This is a genomic window from Kutzneria buriramensis (genome assembly GCF_003387475.1).
Lineage (GTDB): Bacteria > Actinomycetota > Actinomycetes > Mycobacteriales > Pseudonocardiaceae > Kutzneria > Kutzneria buriramensis.
On sequence record NZ_QUNO01000003.1, the window covers coordinates 457,242 to 474,621 of the forward strand.

Annotated in this window: 10 protein-coding genes; 3 read left to right on the plus strand and 7 right to left on the minus strand. The window is 72.0% G+C overall.

The window, feature by feature from the left end; translation table 11 throughout:
* The first annotated feature begins 1 nt into the window (after nt 1).
* The 3 genes from BCF44_RS10570 to BCF44_RS10580 are packed head-to-tail and all read left to right on the plus strand — an operon-like array spanning nt 2 to nt 3,107.
* Nucleotides 2-736 carry an MgtC/SapB family protein gene (locus BCF44_RS10570; RefSeq protein ID WP_116173995.1) on the plus strand — a complete coding sequence of 245 codons (735 nt, stop codon included), beginning with the start codon at nt 2-4 and terminating at the stop codon, nt 734-736.
* 45 nt (nt 737-781) lie between these two features.
* Nucleotides 782-1,957 (plus strand): SPFH domain-containing protein, encoded by a 1,176-nt coding sequence (locus BCF44_RS10575; RefSeq protein WP_116173996.1) that lies wholly within the window; start codon nt 782-784, stop codon nt 1,955-1,957.
* Nucleotides 1,958-1,961: 4 nt separating this feature from the next.
* The gene (locus tag BCF44_RS10580) at nt 1,962-3,107 is read left to right on the plus strand and encodes a TFIIB-type zinc ribbon-containing protein (RefSeq protein ID WP_116173997.1); all 1,146 of its coding nucleotides are present in this window, start codon (nt 1,962-1,964) and stop codon (nt 3,105-3,107) included.
* Between the two features lie 36 nt (nt 3,108-3,143).
* Here the strand turns inward: BCF44_RS10580 and BCF44_RS10585 are convergent, their stop codons facing one another.
* From BCF44_RS10585 to BCF44_RS10610, 7 genes are all read right to left on the minus strand, one after another.
* A complete protein-coding gene (locus BCF44_RS10585; RefSeq protein ID WP_116173998.1) occupies nt 3,144-6,329 on the minus strand; it encodes an AfsR/SARP family transcriptional regulator in 3,186 nt (1,061 codons plus the stop codon).
* 139 nt (nt 6,330-6,468) lie between these two features.
* Nucleotides 6,469-8,991, minus strand: coding sequence for an ABC transporter permease (locus tag BCF44_RS10590; protein ID WP_116174295.1), 2,523 nt, complete (start codon nt 8,989-8,991; stop codon nt 6,469-6,471).
* Nucleotides 8,991-9,743, minus strand: a complete 753-nt coding sequence (locus BCF44_RS10595; RefSeq protein WP_116173999.1) for an ABC transporter ATP-binding protein — start codon at nt 9,741-9,743, stop codon at nt 8,991-8,993. The genes BCF44_RS10590 and BCF44_RS10595 overlap by 1 nt, the downstream gene beginning before the upstream one ends.
* A gap of 367 nt (nt 9,744-10,110) precedes the next feature.
* The gene (locus tag BCF44_RS10600; protein WP_246014933.1) at nt 10,111-10,899 is read right to left on the minus strand and encodes a S1 family peptidase; all 789 of its coding nucleotides are present in this window, start codon (nt 10,897-10,899) and stop codon (nt 10,111-10,113) included.
* A 43-nt stretch (nt 10,900-10,942) separates the two neighbouring features.
* Nucleotides 10,943-13,873: a helix-turn-helix transcriptional regulator gene (locus BCF44_RS10605; protein ID WP_116174000.1), complete on the minus strand. Its 2,931-nt coding sequence runs from the start codon at nt 13,871-13,873 to the stop codon at nt 10,943-10,945.
* Nucleotides 13,874-13,884: 11 nt separating this feature from the next.
* Nucleotides 13,885-14,061 carry a hypothetical protein gene (locus tag BCF44_RS55395; protein WP_170217460.1) on the minus strand — a complete coding sequence of 59 codons (177 nt, stop codon included), beginning with the start codon at nt 14,059-14,061 and terminating at the stop codon, nt 13,885-13,887.
* Between the two features lie 238 nt (nt 14,062-14,299).
* Complete coding sequence (locus tag BCF44_RS10610; protein ID WP_246014934.1) at nt 14,300-17,131, minus strand: AfsR/SARP family transcriptional regulator; 2,832 nt, start codon at nt 17,129-17,131, stop codon at nt 14,300-14,302.
* Nucleotides 17,132-17,380: the final 249 nt, after the last annotated feature.

The window sequence follows — 17,380 nt, forward strand, 5'->3', positions numbered from 1 at the left end:
CGTGAACACCCTGGAGATGTCGCTGCGCCTGCTGGCGGGCGTCGGCCTCGGCGCCGCGATCGGCTTCGAGCGGCAGTACCGGGCCCGGATGGCCGGGCTGCGGACCAACGCGCTGGTCGCCGCGGGCGCCACGCTGTTCGTGCTGCTGTCCGGGTACGGCTTCGACGCCGTGCCCGGGCACGCCAGCGCGGACCCGACCCGGGTCGCGGCGCAGATCGTGTCCGGCATCGGCTTCCTCGGCGCCGGCGTGATCATGCGCGACGGCCTGAACGTGCGGGGCCTGAACACCGCCGCCACGCTCTGGTGCTCCGCCGCCGTCGGCGCGCTGGCCGGCGCCGGCCTGTACCAGCCGGCGGTGGCCGGCACGGTGGTGGTGCTGGTGGCCAACGTGGTGCTGCGGTGGGTCGGCCGGGCGGTGGACCGCACGCCGGCCTCCGGCGAGGAGACCACGACTTCGTACACCTTCATGGCCGTCACCAAGGACGAGGCCGAGGCGCACATCCGCGCGCTGCTGGTGCAGTCCATGACCGGCACCTCGTTCCAGTTGCAGTCGGTGTCCAGCCGCAACAGCACGGCCGAGGGCTACGTCGAGGTGCGTGCCGACCTGCTCACGGACAGTCGCGACGACAAGCAGATGGAGTCGGCGGTGTCGCGGCTGAGCATGGAGCCACAGGTGACGAGCGTGCGCTGGACGGCGCGCGCCACCCGTAACGGTGCTTCTCGGGACGACGACTGACGTGGATTGGTAGGGTGCCGCGACGGCGAGGAGCAGGGGGTACACGTGGGCCTGATCGACAAGATCAAGGGCGAGTTCATCGACATCATCGAGTGGACCGACGACAGTCGGGACACCATCGTCTGGCGGTTCCCCCGCTACGACAACGAGATCAAGATGAACGCCAAGTTGACGGTGCGTGAGTCGCAGGCGGCGGTGTTCGTCAACGAGGGCCAGATCGCCGACGCGTTCCCGCCCGGCATGTACACCCTCCAGACGCAGAACATGCCGATCCTGTCCACGCTCAAGGGCTGGAAGTACGGCTTCAACTCGCCGTTCAAGGCCGAGGTGTACTTCGTCAACACCCGGCAGTTCACCGACTTCAAGTGGGGCACGCAGAACCCGGTCATCCTGCGCGACCCGGAGTTCGGCATGGTCCGGCTGCGCGCCTTCGGCGCGTTCGCGATCCGGGTGATCGACCCGCCGGCCCTGCTGCGCGAGCTGGCCGGCACCGACCCGCAGTTCCGCACCGAGGAGGTCGGCGACTACCTCAAGCAGATCATCGTCAGCCGGCTGGGCACCGCGCTGGCCACCGCCGGCGTGCCGATGCTCGACCTGGCCACCCAGCAGGGCACCATCGGCGACCGGCTGGCCCCGGCGCTGAGCCAGGAGCTGGCGTCGGTCGGCATCGCGATCACCAAGTTCGTCATCGAGAACATCTCGCTGCCGCCCGAGGTCGAGGCCGCGCTGGACAAGCGCACCCAGATGGGCATCGTCGGCGACCTCAACCAGTACACCCAGTTCCAGGCCGCGAACGCGATCCAGGACGCCGCCAACAACCCCGGCGGCGCCGGCGAGGGCCTCGGCGTCGGCCTGGGCATGGCGCTGGGCCAGCGGGTCGGGCAGCAGTTCCAGCAGCCCGGCTACCAGCAGCCTGGCTACCAGCAGCCCGGTTACCAGCAGCCGCAGCAGGGCTACCCCCAGCAGGGCTACCAGCAGGCCCCGCCGCCGGCCGGCCCGCCGCCGCTGCCGCCGCAGATCCAGTGGTACGTCGGCGCGAACGGCCAGCAGCTCGGCCCGTTCGAGCCGGCCGCGCTCGCCCAGCAGGTGAGCTCCGGCGTGCTGACGCCGCAGTCCCTGGTGTGGCACCAGGGCATGGGCCAGTGGACGCCGGCCGCGCAGGTGCCGGAGCTGGCGTCGCTGTTCGGCGCCACCCCGCCGCCGCTGCCCCCGCAGGCGTGACCCGATGACCGGACCGATCACCCCCGGTGGCACCGTCACCCCCGGGGCGTTCCCCTGTGGCGGTTGCGGCGCCCGTGTCGAGTTCGCGCCCGGCACCACGGCGATGCGCTGCCCGTACTGCGGGTACGAGCAGCAGATCGCCGTCGGCGACCGGCAGATCCGCGAGCACGCCTTAGCCGAGCTCGCCACCCTGCCGCGCAAGCCGGTCGCGCAGCTCGGCGCGTACGTGTACGTGTGCCAGCGCTGCGCGGCGCAGACCCAGAGCAACGAGTCCGCGACCCTGTGCCAGTTCTGCGGCTCGCCGCTGGTGATGGATCCCAACGCCAGCGGGCAGATCGCGCCCGAGGCCGTGCTGCCGTTCGTGTTGGACCGCAACGGCGTGCGCGAGGCGCTGCGCGGCTGGATCAAGTCGCGGTGGTTCGCGCCCAACGCGCTGAAGAAGGTCAGCGAGGCCGAGTCCACCCGGGGCACCTACGTGCCGCACTGGACGTACGACTCGCAGACGTACTCCAGCTACTCCGGCGCGCGCGGCGAGCACTACTACGTCACCGAGACGTTCACCAACAGCGAGGGCCGGACCGAGACCAGACAGGTGCAGAAGACCCGCTGGTACCCGGTTTCCGGGCAGGTCAGCCGGTTCTTCGACGACGTCCTGGTGCCGGCCAGCATGGTCGTGCCGCCGGCGAAGGTCGACGCCATCGCGCCGTGGCCGCTGCCGGACGCCGCGCCGTACCAGCCGCAGTACCTGGCCGGCCTGCACGCGCTGCGCTACGACATCGAGCCGGAGACCGGCCTCGACGAGGCCAAGCGGCGGATGGACTCGGTGATCCGGGACGACTGCCGGCGCGACATCGGCGGCGACGAGCAGCGGGTCGACGGCGTCAACACCAACTACACGGCGCTGACGTTCAAGCTGATGCTGCTGCCGATCTGGATCGCCTGCTACCTCTACGGCGGCAAGTCCTGGCAGATCCTGGTCAACGGCCGCACCGGGCAGGTGCACGGCGAGCGCCCGTACAGCAAGATGAAGATCTTCCTGTTCGTGCTGGCGTGCATCGTCGTGCTCATCGTCGCCCTGTACCTCTGGCTGCACGGCCATTCCAGCGGCCCCGGCGTCGTCACCCACACGACGCCGACAAAACATCATTGACGCGAGGAAAGGGCATCCCGAAGGGGTGCCCTTTCCTTATGCCCCAAGCAACGCCTTCAGCCGCGGGGGTTCGGGTGCGTGGCAGCGGGCGTACAGGTCCCGGGCCTCGCGCCAGTGCGGCGGGGCGGCGCCCGGGCCGACGCTGGCCCGTAAAGCGATGCCCAGCACGCACAGTGTCGCCGCGACGCCGAGCCGGTCTCCACACCGCCGCTGCACGGACAACGCCTCCGTCGCCAGGTCGACGGCCCGCCAGGAATGCGTTCCCCGCAAGGCGATGTCGGCCAGCACGGACAGCGCCCGCCCCTCCAGCGCCCCGTAGCCGACGTCGCGAGCGATGCTCACGGCGTGTTGCGCGTACAGGGTCGCCTGCTCCAGCCCGCCGACCGGCACCAGGTTGACGGCCATGGTGATCAAGGCCTCGCACTCGTCGTACCGCGCGCCGATGGACCGGGCGAGGGCGACGGCCCGCTCGCATTCCACGGTGCCGCCGAGGATCGCGCCGAGCACGGTCCACGCGCACGCCTCCGTGCGCAGGTCGGCGATGTCGGCGCCGATCTCGATGGCGGCGCGGGCGGCGGCCAGCGCCTCGTCACGGCGTCCGGCGGCGTGCTGGATCTTGGCGATGGTCACCTGCGAGTGGGCTTCGTCGTTGCGGGCGCCGATCTCCCGGCTGCCGGCCAGCCCGGCGACGCAGCTGGCCAACGCCTCGTCCAGGTCCCCGTGCAGGCACAGCGCCGCCCCGAGGTAGACCAGCACCGTGCCCTCGCCGCGCGGGTTGATCTCCCTCTGCACGGTCAGAGCGCGCCGGTAGAAGTCCACCGACCGCTCCGACTCCCCGCGGGCCTGGCACACCATGCCGAGGTTGACCAGCGCCATCTCCTCGGTGAACCGGTTTCCCAGCCGCAGGCCGATCCGCAGCGCCTGCTCGTAGTGCGCGGCGGCCTGCGCCAGCTCGCCGGTGGACTCGCTGATCAGGCCGAGGTTGTTCCGCACGCACGCCTGCCCGTAGAGCCAGCCCGTCTCCTTGCACAGCTCCAGCGCGGACGTGCAGAGCTCGATCGCCTCCGCGTACTGGTTCACGGCGTAGTGCGCGGTGCCGAGGCTGAACAGCGCCGCCGCCTTGGCCCGAGGGTTCTCGGCCGACAACGTGAGCGCGAGGCGGGCGGTGGCGAACCAGTCGGCGATCTCGCCGCGCGCGTACAGGTAACCGCGAATGGCGTCGGCGAGCAGCCACGCCTGCTCACGGAGCCCCGCGCGCGCCGCGTGGTGGACGGCGGCGACCATGCCGGCTCGTTCCGCGTCCAGCCACGCCAGCGCGGACGCGAAGTCGTCGAACAGCTTCTCGGTGGGCGAAACCAGTTGCAGCACATGGGGATACAGCACGCCGACGGCCGCGCGGGCGTGCCGGAGGTAGTGCTCCAGCAGCCGGCACAGCACGCTTTCCCGCTCCTCGGCGCTGTCCTGCTCGCCGGACCGTTCGCGGGCGTAGTGCCGCAACAGGTCGTGGCACGTGTAGCGGCCGGGCTCCGGCTGGTCGACGAGGTGCGCGGCGGCCAACCGGTCCAGCAGCGCCGCGGCGTCGTGGGGAGTCGCCTCGATCAGCACCGCCGCGGACTCGGCGCTCACGTCCGGACCCGGCACCAAACCCAAGCGGCGGAACAGTTCCTGGGCGTCCGGCTTCAAACCGGAGTACGACAGGTCGAAGGCGGCGCGGACGGCGCTGTGCTCGTCGTCGTCGATACGCAGCGACGCCAGCACGTCACCCTGGTCCAGGGCGGCGACGTGATCGGCGATCTGCCGCCACGGGTGGCTCGCCAGCTGCGCCCCGGTGATCCGCAGCGCCAGCGGCAGATGCGCGCAGGTGGCGGCCAGCGACGCCGCGGCGGCGGGGTCGGCGTCGACGCGTTCGCCGCCGATCATGTTGCGCAGCAAGGAGATCGCCTCGTCGGGTGACAGCACGTCCAGCGCGAGGCGCTGTGCGCCGTCCATCGCGACCAGCCCGTCCAGGCGGGACCGGCTGGTGATCACGACCTGGCAGCCGGGGCCGGCCGGCAGCAGCGGCCGCACCTGCTCGCCGCTGACGGCATTGTCCAGCAGCACCACCATTTTCCGGTCGGCCAGCAGCGACCGGTACATGCCGGTGGCCTCGGCGAGGTCGACCGGCACCCGGTCGGGCTGCACGCCGACCGCGCGCAGGAACTGCGACAGCGCCTGCAACGGCTGCACCGGCGGGCCGACCGAGTAGCCGTTGAGGTTGACGTAGAGCTGGCCGTCCGGGAACTTCGCCCGCACCCGGTGCGCCCACTGCACCGCCAGGGCCGTCTTGCCGACGCCGGCCGTGCCGACGACCAGCTTCACCGCGCCGGCCTCGTCCAGGGCCGCGAACTGGTCCTCCCGGCCGGTGAAGTCGCCGATCGCCGGCGGCAGCAGCGCCGGCGCGGTCAGCTCCACCCGCGGCTGGGCGCGGCTGGCCGTCAGGGTCGGGTCGTTGCGCAGGATCGCCAGCTCCAGCCGGCTGAGGTCTTCGCTCGGGTCGATGCCCAGCTCCTCGGCGAGCAGCGCCCGGGTCCGCCGCGACACCGCCAGCGCCCGGCTGGTCTGGCCGCCCCGGTGCAGGGCCAGCATCAGCTGCCCGACCAGGCGTTCCCGGGTCGGGTGCAGGTCGACGAGCGTGGGCAGCTCGCTCAGCGCCTCCTGGTGCCGGCCGAGCCGCAGCAGGATGTCGAACCGGTCCTCCTGGGCCGTCAGCCGCGTCTCGGTGACGCCGCCGACCAGTTCGTCGACGATCTCCGGGTCGGCCGTGTCGACCAGCGCCGGGCCCCGCCACAGCGCCAGCGCCTCGTCCAGCAGGGCCAGCCGGGACGGGTCGTCGGCGCCGTCCCTCGACCGGGCGACCAGCGCCTGGAACCGGTGCACGTCGATCAGCATCGGGTCGGCCCGCAGCTGGTAGCCGGAGCCGCGCGTGACGACCGTCAGTTCGTCCGGGTCGACCTGGGCCTCCGAGAGCAGCGCCCGGATGCTCGACACCGACACCCGCACCGCGTGCGCGGCCGTGCGCGGCGCGCGCACCGGCCACACCAGCTCCACCAGCCGGTCCACCGGGACCAGCCGGTTCACCTCCATCGCGAGCACCGCCAGCACGAGCCGGCGCTGCCGCGGCCCGAGGTCGACGGTCGCGTCGCCGATCCTCGCCTGCACCGGTCCGAGCAGCCGGAGCTCCATGTGTCCCCCAGGACGTTCGCCACCTGGGTTTCAGGAGAGCGCCGCCCTACCGTGGATACACCACGCGGTTACACGAACACGAATGGCGCTCGTCCCCCGACGGACGAGCGCCACCCGGCCTGGAAATTAGCTTCGTGGATCAGGCTTCGGCCATGCCGGCGACGATCGACATCCGCGCCGCGCGCCGGGCCGGCATCAGCGCCGCCAACACCGCGGCGATCACCGCCGCGAGCAGCAGCACGCCCAGCTGGCCGCCCGGGATCGCCAGCCCGAGCTGGAGCTCCGGGTTCGACAGGGCCTCGATCAGCACCCAGGCGAACGCGCCGCCCAGGACCACGCCGATCAGGGCGCCCATCACGCCCATCAGCACCGACTCGATCACCAGCATCAGCCGCAGCTGGCCCTTGGTCAGGCCCAGCGCCCGCAGCAGCGCCGACTCACGGGTCCGCTCCAGCACCGACAGGCCCAGGGTGTTGGCGATGCCGAACAGCGCGATCACCACCGCCAGCCCGATCAGCGCCCACATCAGCCCGAGCAGGCTGTCGATCTGGCTGTTGAGCTGGTCCTTGGTCGCGGCCGCGCTGGTCACGTCGGCCACCGCGATGTTCGCGGTCGCCTGGTCCATCACGGCCTGGCCGTCGGCCGTGCTGACGCCCGGCTTCACCTTGACCAGGATCTGGTAGTAGCCGGTGGCCTTCGGCGCGACCGAGGTGAGCGTGTCCAGCGTGACCAGGACGTCCGTGAGCTGCTGCGCGTCGTAGACCGCGACGAGCTTGAGCGTCTTGTTGCCGTCCGGGGTGCTGACCACCAGCTGGTCGCCCAGCTTGACCGTGCCCGCGGCCTGCTTGTTCAGTGCCACCGTGCCCGGTCCGAGCTGGTGCAGGTCGCCGCTGACCATCTTCGGGTTGACCATGGTGCCGATCGCCGACGGGTCGATGCCGGTGGCCTCCTCGTCGCCGATCTGGCCGACGTTGACCGCCGCCATCTGGCTGGGGGCGACCTGGGCGATCTTGCCGTTCGAGCGGAGATTGGTGGCCAGGTCGGCGGGCAGCGCGTGGTCGTACACCGAGGACTTCACCACGAAGTCGGCCGGGAACCGCTTGTCCACCTGCGCGGCCGCCGCCTGCTTGCCGCTGTTGGCCACCACCGTCACCATCGTCACGATCGTCACGCCGATGACCAGCGCTGCGGTCGTGGCGGCGGTGCGCCGCGGATTGCGGCCGGCGTTGGCCGTGGCCAGCTTCGCCGGCACCCCGAACAGCAGGCTGGGCAGCGCGCCCAGCAGCTTGTTGACCGGGCCGACGATGAGCGGCCCCAGCACGATCACGCCGAGCAGCATCACCATGGTGCCGCCGCCGACCGTGAACAGCGTCGCGTTCGGCTGGTCCTTCAGGCCCATGCCCAGACCGATGATGCCCGCGCCGCCGAGCAGCAGCACCGCGGCGCTGATGATGCGCAGCACGCCGGTGCGGCGGACGTCGTCGTGGGTGTCGAGCTGGCTGCGCAGGGCCGCGAGCGGGGCGACCTTGGTGGCGCGCAGCGCCGGCAGGACCGCCGACACGACCGTCACCAGCACGCCGATCGCGAAGGCCGCGATCACCACGCTCGCCGTCATCGGCACGCTCACCGACGTCGCCGAGCCGTCGATCCAGCCGATCGCCTTCTCCAGCAGGGCGGCCAGGCCGATGCCGGCGGCCAGGCCGATCACCGAGGCGACCAGGCCCATCACGAAGGCCTCCAGCAGCACGCTGCCGAACACCTGGCGGCGTTCCGCGCCGATGCAGCGCAGCAGCGCCAGCTCCCGGGTGCGCTGGGCCACCAGGATGGTGAAGGTGTTGTAGATGACCATCGACGCGACCACCAGCGAGATCAGCGCGAAGATCAGCATGAACTGGGTCAGGCCGCCGCTGCCCTGGCCGGCGTGCTGGAGCGTGTCCTGGGTGAACGCGTCACCGGTCTGCACCGAGAAGGCCTTGCCCAGCTGGGCCGAGATGCGGTCGGCCAGCTCCTGCTGGCTCACGCCCGGGGCCGCGGCCGCCACGATCTGGTAGAGGCCGGACTGCTTGTCCAGCTTGGACAGCGCCGACGGGGTCAGCAGCACCTGCATGTCCGACAGCGACAGGGAGTTGCTGCCCTGGCTGTAGGTGCCGGACACGGTCAGCGGCACGGGCTTGTCGTCCGGGCCGAGCACCGAGATCTTCTGGCCGACGCCCAGCCCGAGGCTCTTGGCCGTCCGCTCGTCGAGGCCGATCTCGTTGTCCGCCTTGGGGAAGGCGCCCGAGACCAGGTCGAACTCCTGGAGCTGCGGCGTGCTCTCGATGGTGGCGACGAAGGCCGAGGCCGCCTTGCCGTTCGGCTTGATCACCGCGATGTCGCCGCCGCCGCGGGCGTCCGCGCCGGCGACGCCCGGGATCTTGCGGACGGAGTCGATGGTGTCCTGGGTGATCTTCGTGTTGTCGCCGGCGTTGGTGGCGTGGCTGATGCCGACCGAGACGTCGACGCCCTTGGCCTGGCGGGCGAACTCGTCGTGCACCTGCTGGTTGAGGGCGTTGCCCAGGATCAGCGTGCCGCTGACGAAGGCGACGCCGAGGATGATCGCTATCGAGGACAGCACCATCCGCGCCGTGCGGGCGCGCAGACCCGCGAGCGTGGCCCGGAACATCACGCTCCCAGGTGCTTGAGGGCCGACAGCACGGAGTCGGCGGTGGGCTGGTTGATCTCGCCGGCGAGCCGGCCGTCCGCGAGCAGCACCACGCGGTCCGCGTAGGAGGCGGCGACCGGGTCGTGCGTCACCATGATCACCGTCTGGCCGAGCTTGCGCACCGACATGCGCAGGAAGTCCAGCACCTCCGCGCCGGAGCGGGAGTCCAGGTTGCCCGTCGGCTCGTCCGCGAAGACCACCTCCGGCCGGGCCACCAGGGCGCGGGCGCAGGCCACCCGCTGCTGCTGGCCGCCCGACAGCTCGCTCGGCTTGTGGCTCAGCCGCTGGCGCAGGCCGATCGTGTCGACGATCGTGTCGTACCAGGCGCGGTCCGGCTTCTTGCCGGCCAGTTCCAGGCCCAGCAGGATGTTCTGCTCGGCCGTCAGGGTGGGCAGCAGGTTGAACGACTGGAACACGAAGCCCACCCGGTCCCGGCGCAGGCGGGTCAGGTCCCGGTCCGACAGCTTCGTGATGTCGGTCTGTCCGATGTAGACCTGGCCGTTGTCCACCGAGTCCAGGCCGGCCAAGCAGTGCATCAGGGTCGACTTGCCCGAGCCGGACGGCCCCATGATCGCCGTGAACCGGCCGGCCGCGAAGGCCACACTCACCCCGTCGAGCGCGCGGACCGCCGTGTCGCCCCGGCCGTAGACCTTCACCAGCTCACGGGCCTGGACCGCGGTACGGAGTCCGACGTCGGACGCCACAGCAGACATGCTTGCTCCTCACCTGGAAGTCGATGAGGCAGAACCTATGGCGCGGCGGCCCGCGTCAACATCCACTCGGGGGCGGGAACCGGCGTCGTACCCGAGGCTGACCGACGTCATCCCGAAGGCGTACAACCCCAGCTCGCGCCGCACGTCACCGGCCACAACCCGCCACGATCACGGCACATTTCACGGGCTACCGGCCACGACTTCAGGTACGTGTCGATGTCCTCGTCAAGGCCCAGCACACCTTGATCGACCAGCCGGAGCGCGCCGACGGCCGCCACGTGCTTGCCGGTCCCGGCAATGCAGGGAAGGACGCCTTACCCTCGTTGAACGCAGGTAAGGCGTCCTTCCCTGCATCGAGACCCCACCGTCACGCCATTTGCTGACGGATCCAGTTGGCTACGACGTCGAGGCGGGCGACGACCTCCAGGCCGGCCTGGGGGCAGGAGGGGCCGTTGTTGACGATGGCGACAAGGGTGCCGGTGCGGTCGTCGGAGGAGACGAAGAAGGGGCCGCCGGAGTCGTCGGGGCAGGGGCTGTTCTCCACGGTGCGGGCGACGGTGGGGGCGGCGTCGAGGGTGTACGAGTGGAGCGCGGCCACGGTGAAGGTGCCGCGTTTGAGGTGGTCGGACGGGGCGACGACGGTCGGCGAGGTGGAACCCCAGCCGGCGAACTGCAGGGGCTCGCCGACGGTGGGTGGGCCGGTGGGCAGCGCGAGGGGGACGATGTCGGTGATGGTGTGGTCGAGGCGCACCACGGCGAGGTCGTTGACCGGGGACTGGCGGACGTCGACGACCTGGGCGGTGTCGCCGCCGGGGTCGCTGTCCTTGAGCTTCCCGAGCGTGACGGTCATGTGGTACCGAGGCGGCCCGCTGTCGGGAGTGCCGACGATGCTGTGGAAGCAGTGCCCGGCGGTGACGACCCACTGCGGCGCGATGAGGGAGCCGCTGCACGCGCCGCTGCGGACGCTGCCGTCGAGCTGCGGAATGTCGTGAGACGTCAGCTTCGCGTTGAACGGCAGCACGTGCGAGAGAACGGGCTTGGCAACCACGTGGTGTTCCGGCGCGGGCGCGCGGTGCGCGAAGACGTGGGCGCACGCGCCGCCGGCGCCCAGGACGGCGGCGAGCGCCAGCACGCCAAGGCGCGAAGACCTCTTCATAGCCCTGATACGCGCCAGCGCCGGCGGCCGTTGCACCCGACGGTCAGGAGTCCAGCAAACCCCGGTCATACGCGGTGGCAACGGCCTCGGCACGGCGGCTGGCGCCGAGTTTGGCCATGACGCGCGACAAATGCACACTGACGGTCTTCTCGCTGATGAACAGCTCCTCGCCGACCTCGCGGTTGGTACGGCCCATGGCGACCAGGGCCAGCACCGACCGTTCACGGGGCGTGAGCACGTCGACGGTGTCGCGGGGCTCGGTCTCGCCGAGTTGGATGCGGCCACGCTTGGCGAGCTCGGTGACGGCGGTGCTCAGCGGCACGGCCCCGAGCCGGTCGGCGGTCTCGGCGGCGAGCCGTAGCTGTTGGGCGGCCTCGTCCTTGTCGTCGTCGGCGAGCAGCGCGCCGGCCAGCCGCCAGCGGGCCAGGGCCCGCTCGTACGCGTGCCCGTAGCCGAAGGCGTCGACAACCCGCCGCCACGCCTGCGGATCGCCGGTGCCGTCGTCGAGCCGGGTGATCTCGGCGGCGAGCCGGGTCTGCCACGCGAGCCCCTCGGGCCCGAGCTTTCCGCTGCGGGGCTTGGACTTCCCGGCGATCGCGCCGAGGTCGGCGAACCGCTGGGCGGTCGCCAGGGCGGCGGACTCCGCGTCGGTGTCCCGGCGGCGCCGGGCCCGCCGGGCGACGTCGGCGGCGGCGGAGATGCCGAGCGCGGCGACGCGGATCTCGGCGGTCAGGCCGGGCTCGAAGGACTCCATCGTGTCCAGGCCGTCCTGGGCGGCGGCCATGGCGAGATCGGGACGGCCGCGCCAGTGGTGCAGCTCGATCGCGGCGGCGGTGCAGAACAGCGGCAGCTGGTAGTCGCGCCGCCATTCGGGACGGAGTCGTTGCAGCAGCTGCTCGGCGTGGTCGAAGCGGCCGGCGCCGACGGCGGTCAGCAGGCCGGAGGAGGCGACGATGGCGTTGCCGATGTTGGCGACGGGATCGCCGGGCAGCCGCGCCGCCTCGGCGCTGCCGACCCAGTCGCCGGCCACGTAGCGGGCGATCGCCAGCAGCGCCCGGAGTTGGAAACCCGAAGGGCCCCAGGACAGTCCGTTCTGCTCGGACCGGCGCAGCCCCTCGCCGAAGACCTTCACGGCCTCGCCGATCAGGCCCTGCTCGTACCGGTTGATGCCGAGGTTGAACCAGGCCCGCAGCTCCACGTTCAGCGCGCCGGCCTCGATCGCGCGATCCCGGGCGATGATCAGCCGCGAGCACGCGTCGTCGACGCGGCCCTCCTTCTCGTCCAGCACGGCGATCGTGATCAGGGTGTCGGCCTCGGCGCTGCGGGAGCCGGTCTCCACGGCGACGCGGACGGCGGCGTCGGCAGCCGCCCGGGCGTCGGGCAGACAGACGACGCGCAGCATCCGGGCCCGGACGGCCATCACCCATGCCTTGTTCACCGACGGCGGCTCGTCCCGCACGAGTTCCCAGGCCTGCGCGATGACGTCGGCGGCCTCGCGCTCCTTGCCGTCCAAATTGGCCAGTGCCATCGCCAGGCGCCGCAGCGCTTCGATCTTCGCCTCGCCCTCGGCGACGCGAACGGTCTGACGGGCGAAGGCGACGCCGCGCTCCAGTTCGCCGGCACTGATCGCGAACATGCTCGCGAGCTTGGTCAGCTTGACCTCGCTGATGCCGGCGTGCGACTCGGGGTCGGGCACCGCGCCCCAGATCTTCATCGCCTGCTCGGTGAAACCCAGTGCCTCGCTCGGCGCGCCGGCCTCGTCGGCCTCGCGGGCGGCCTGCACGTACGCGGCCAGCGCCTGCGGCAACGCGTGGCTTTCCATGCTGTGGTAGGCAAGCTTGGCGGCCGCGCCGCGAATTCCCAGCTCCCCCATGACCTGCTTCGCGTACGCCGCGTGCAGCCGGACCCGTTCGCCGGGCAGCAGGTCGGTGTAGATCGCCTCGCGCAGCAGGGCGTGCCGGAACGCGTAGTGCTCGTCGACGTCGATCGTCTGCAACACGTTGTGCTGCACGGCTTCCCTCAGCGCCTCCTCCAGCTCGGCGGGCGCCATGTCGGCGACCTCGTGCAGCCGCGCGTAGCGGACCCGTCGACCGCCGGCCGACGCCGCGCGCAGCACCTGCTGCGTCTGCGGGCTGAGGCGTTCGATCCTGGCGAGCAACACGTCCACGAGCGCGGTCGGCATGCCAGGCTCGCCGCAGTCGGCACAGCTGGCGAGCAGCTCCTCGGCGAAGAAGGCGTTGCCCTCGGAGCGTTCCGCGATGCGCTGCACCATCGTCTCGGCGACGTCGTCGTCCGCGAGTGACCGGACGAACAGCACCGCGTCCTCCTTGTTGAACGGCGTCAGATCGAGCCGTTCCACCGCGGACAGCCGCACGAGCTCCGCCAGCACCGGCCGCAGCGGGTGGCGCCGGTGCAGTTCGTCGGCACGGTAGGTGATCACGACGAGCAGCCGCTGGGTGCTCAGCCGGGACAGCAGGAAGGTCAGCAGGTTCCGCGAGGACGAGTCGGCCCAGTGCACGTCCTCGATGGTCAGCAGCACGGTCCGCTCGGTCGACAGCTCGGTGAGCAGGCTGTGCACGGCGTCGAACAGCTGGAGCTGCCCCAGCTCGGCGTCGTCCTCACGGCTCGGCGGGCGCACCGCCAGGTCGGGCAGCAGCCGGGCCAGCGCCGGACGGCTGTGCAGGGCGTCGTGGTGGTCGGCGCGCAGCTGCGCCAGCACGTCGGCGATCGGCAGGTAGGGCAGGCCCGCGGCCGAGCCCACGCACCGTCCCGTGAGGACCAGCGCGCCGGCCCGCTCGGCCGTCGCGGCCAGATCCGTGACCAGGCGGGTCTTGCCGACGCCGGCGTCCCCCGACACCAGCACGGCGTTGGCCTGTCCCTGCTCGGCGCGCGCGAAGGCGGCACGCAGGCGGCCGATCTCCGCGCTGCGTGCCACCAGCGGAATTCCCGATCCCAGGCGCGGCACGGTGGGCATGGTCGCACACCTCAGGCGGCCAGGCGGGTCACTTTCGCGTCGGACTGGTCACTCTCCCGACGCCGGTGGTGGAACAGCCGCGACACCCAGGACGGCTGCTCCCAGGAGTGGCGGGTGAGCTCCCGGGCCCGGGCCTGGCGGTACTCGACCTCGGCGCGGATGGACTCGGGGGCGCTGTACTCCAACATGGTTTCCTCCTCGTTGTTCGACGAGAAGGAGATTCGTCCTGAGGCCTGCCCCCGGACATCGGACGAACACCTACGCCATCCCTTACCCGCCCCCTTACCCACGCCTGAGGCCCAGGTAAGGCCCCTCAGCCCCCGTGAGTCGCGCCGTCGAGCACACCGAATGCAGGTCTCGGGCACATCCAGTCAGGTGTGCCCGAGACCTGCATTCGGTGTGTCTGAGCGCGCGACTCACGGGGGTTCACGCGGGGGTTCTGACGGTGACTCGGGCGCGGGCCAGGCGGGTGCGGACGGCGTCGGCCTCGGGGGCGTTGAGGTTGGTGAGCACGGTCAGGGAGCGCTGCCAGTGGGGCAGCGCCGACTGGTCGCCGAGGAAGTCGAGGGCCTGGGCGATGCGGTCGTGGGCAATGCCCTGGTGGTAGACGCTGCTGGCCTCGACGGCGACCTCCAGCGACCGCTTGGCCGCGGTCAACGCCTCGGCCCCCTCGCCCAGCGCGATGAGCGACTCGGCCAGCGTGCTCAGCCCGGCCGTCTCTCCGACGGAGTCGCCGAGCTGCCGGTAGATCTCCAGCGCCGCGCTCAGCTGCGTGACGGCCTCGGTGTGCCGCTGCTCCCCGGCGTACAGCACGGCCAGGTTGTGCAGGTTGTTGGCCTCGGCGAACTGCGCGCCGGTGCGCTTGCTGATCTCGGCGGCCCGGAGGTACTGCACCTCGGCCTCGTGCGCGCGGCCGGTGGACTGGAGGATGTTGGCGATCGACGTGTACGCCCGCGCCTGCCACTCGCCGTGGCCTTGCCGCCGGCTCACGGAAAGCGCTTCCCGTTCCGCCTCCAGAGCCTCGTCGAATCGCTCGTGCAACGTGAGGACCACACCGAGGTTGTGCAGGGTCACGAACTGCGCCAACGGATCCTTCAGCCGCCGCACGACCGGCGTGGCGGCCTCGTGCGTCGTCAGCCACGAGTCCCGGTCGGCCAGCAGCCAGAACAACCGGCTCAGCGTGTACGGCAGCTGCCACGCGTGCACCGGCCAGTCGTGCGTGACCGCGTAGCCGGCGGCGGCGAGCAGATTGACGCGCTCGGACTCCAGCCACGCCATGGCCGTGGCGGCCGAGTCGATCACGGGGATCTCGGCCGGCGGGTGCTCCGGCGAGATCTCGACGGTCCCCCGCGTGATCGGCAGCAGCCCGTCCGCCAGGTCGGCGCAGTACAGGTAGTAGTCGAGCATCCGGCCGGCGACCGCCCGCTGCTCGTCCTCGCTGAGCTCCTCGCCGGCCAGCGTCACGCAGTAGGCCCGCATCAGGTCGTGCGGCAGGAACCGGCCGGGTTCGGTCACGGTGAGCAGGTGCGCCGCCTCCATGGCGTCCAGCGCCCGCATGGCGTCACACAGCCGCACCTCCGCCAGCGCCGCGACGAGGTGCGGGGTGATGTCGTGACCGGGGTGCAGGCCCAGCAACGCCAGCAGCCGCGCGGGCAGCGGCGGCAACGCGCGGCGCGAGGCGTCGAACGCGGACCGCACGGCGCTGGCGCCACCCTCCAGGCCCAGGGCGGCGAGCCGCCCCTGCTCGTCGTCCAGCTCCGACACCAGCGCCGCCACGGGCTGCCTGGGCGCGACGGCCAGCCGCGCGGCGGCGATGCGCAGCGCCAGCGGCAGCCGGTCGCACAGCGACGCCAGCCGCGCCACCTGCGCCGGCTCCTCCCGCAGGCGGGCGCTGCCGGCGATCCGGCCGAGCAGGTCCACGGCGTCGTCGTCGCTGAGCATGTCGACGTCGACCAGCTTGGCGTCGGCGTGCGCGACCAGCCCGTCCAGCCGACGCCGGCTGGTCACCAGCACACAGCAGCCGGAGCCGGCCAGCAGCGGCATCAGCTCCTCGGAGCCGCGGGCGTTGTCCAACATGATGATCATTCGACGGTCGGAGACCATCGTCCGGAACAGCGCCGCGCGCTCGTCCACGGTCGCCGGCACCTCGCCCGCCACCACGCCCAGCGCGCGCAGGAACCGCCGCAGCACCTCGTTGGCGTCCAGCGGGTCCCGCTGCGGGTCGTAGCCGTGCAGGTCGACGTGCAGCTGGCCGTCGGGGAAGTCGGCCCGCACGCGGTGCGCCCAGTGCGTGGCCAGCGCCGTCTTGCCGACGCCGGCCGGGCCGGTGATCGCCACGACCAGGCCGTTGGGCGTCTCGGCCCGCAGCTCGTCGAGGCGGTCCAGCAGGTCCTGCCGGCCGACGAAGGTGGCCGGATCGGGCGGCAGCTGCCCCGGCACCGCGGCCGCGACGACCACCGGCGGCCGCTGCTCGCCGGGGCCGGTCAGGTCCTCGCCGGCCAGCACGGCCTGGTGCAGCCGCTGGAGCTCGGGCCCGGGCTCCACGCCCAGCTCGTCGATCAGCATCTGCCGGGCGGTGCGGTAGGTGGCCAGCGCCTCGGCCTGCCGGCCGGTCTGGCACAGGGCGCGCATGGTCATGCCGTAGAGGCGCTCGCGCAGCGGATACTCGTCGACCAGCCGGGACAGCTCGGCCACCACGTCCGCGCCGCGGCCCAGCGCGAGCCGGATCTCGGCCCGCTCCTCCAGGACGGTCAGCCGGCGCTCGACCAGCCGGCTGCGCTCGACCTCGGCGAACAGGCCCGGCAGCCCGCCGAGCGGGTCGCCCTGCCAGAGGGCCAGGGCGGCGTCCAACTCGTCGGCGGCGGTGGTCAGGTCGCCGGCGGCCCGCAGGCGGCCGGCGGCGGCGGTGCGGAGGTCGAAGACGTCCAGGTCGACCCACGCGGGGTCGAGGCGGAGCTGGTAGCCGTCGCCGGAGGAGCGCAGCAGGTCGCCCTGCGACCGGCTGGCCCGGCTGGGCTCCAGCGCGCGGCGCAGGCCGGCCACGTACGTGTGCACGACATTGACCGCGCTGCTCGGGGCGCTCTCGCCCCACAGCGCGTCGATGATCTGGTCCCGGCCCACGACCGTGTTGCGCCCCAGCACCAGGGCCGCGAACACGACCCGCTGCTTGGGCGCCCCCAGCGCCACGTCCTGGCCGTCCCGGCTGGCGCGCAGCGCGCCCAGCACCTCGAACCACCAGGGCAATCCACCGTCCGACAAGCGATCAGCCCTCCATGCCGCCCACGCGGCGATCGAAGCCTAATCGGGCCTCCAGACGTACTCCAGAGGAACTGTGGACGGTTCAGTAATCATTGTTACCAGTTCCACCCGATGGAACCAGAACACGGAGCCCGCAAGCTCCCCACAGACGACGCGGGCCGATCGATGTGCAGAGGGCAACAGCCCGCGGCGGCGGAACATCGATCGGTTCGCGTCCCCCATTGCCCCGACCCCGGACGCCACGCGTCC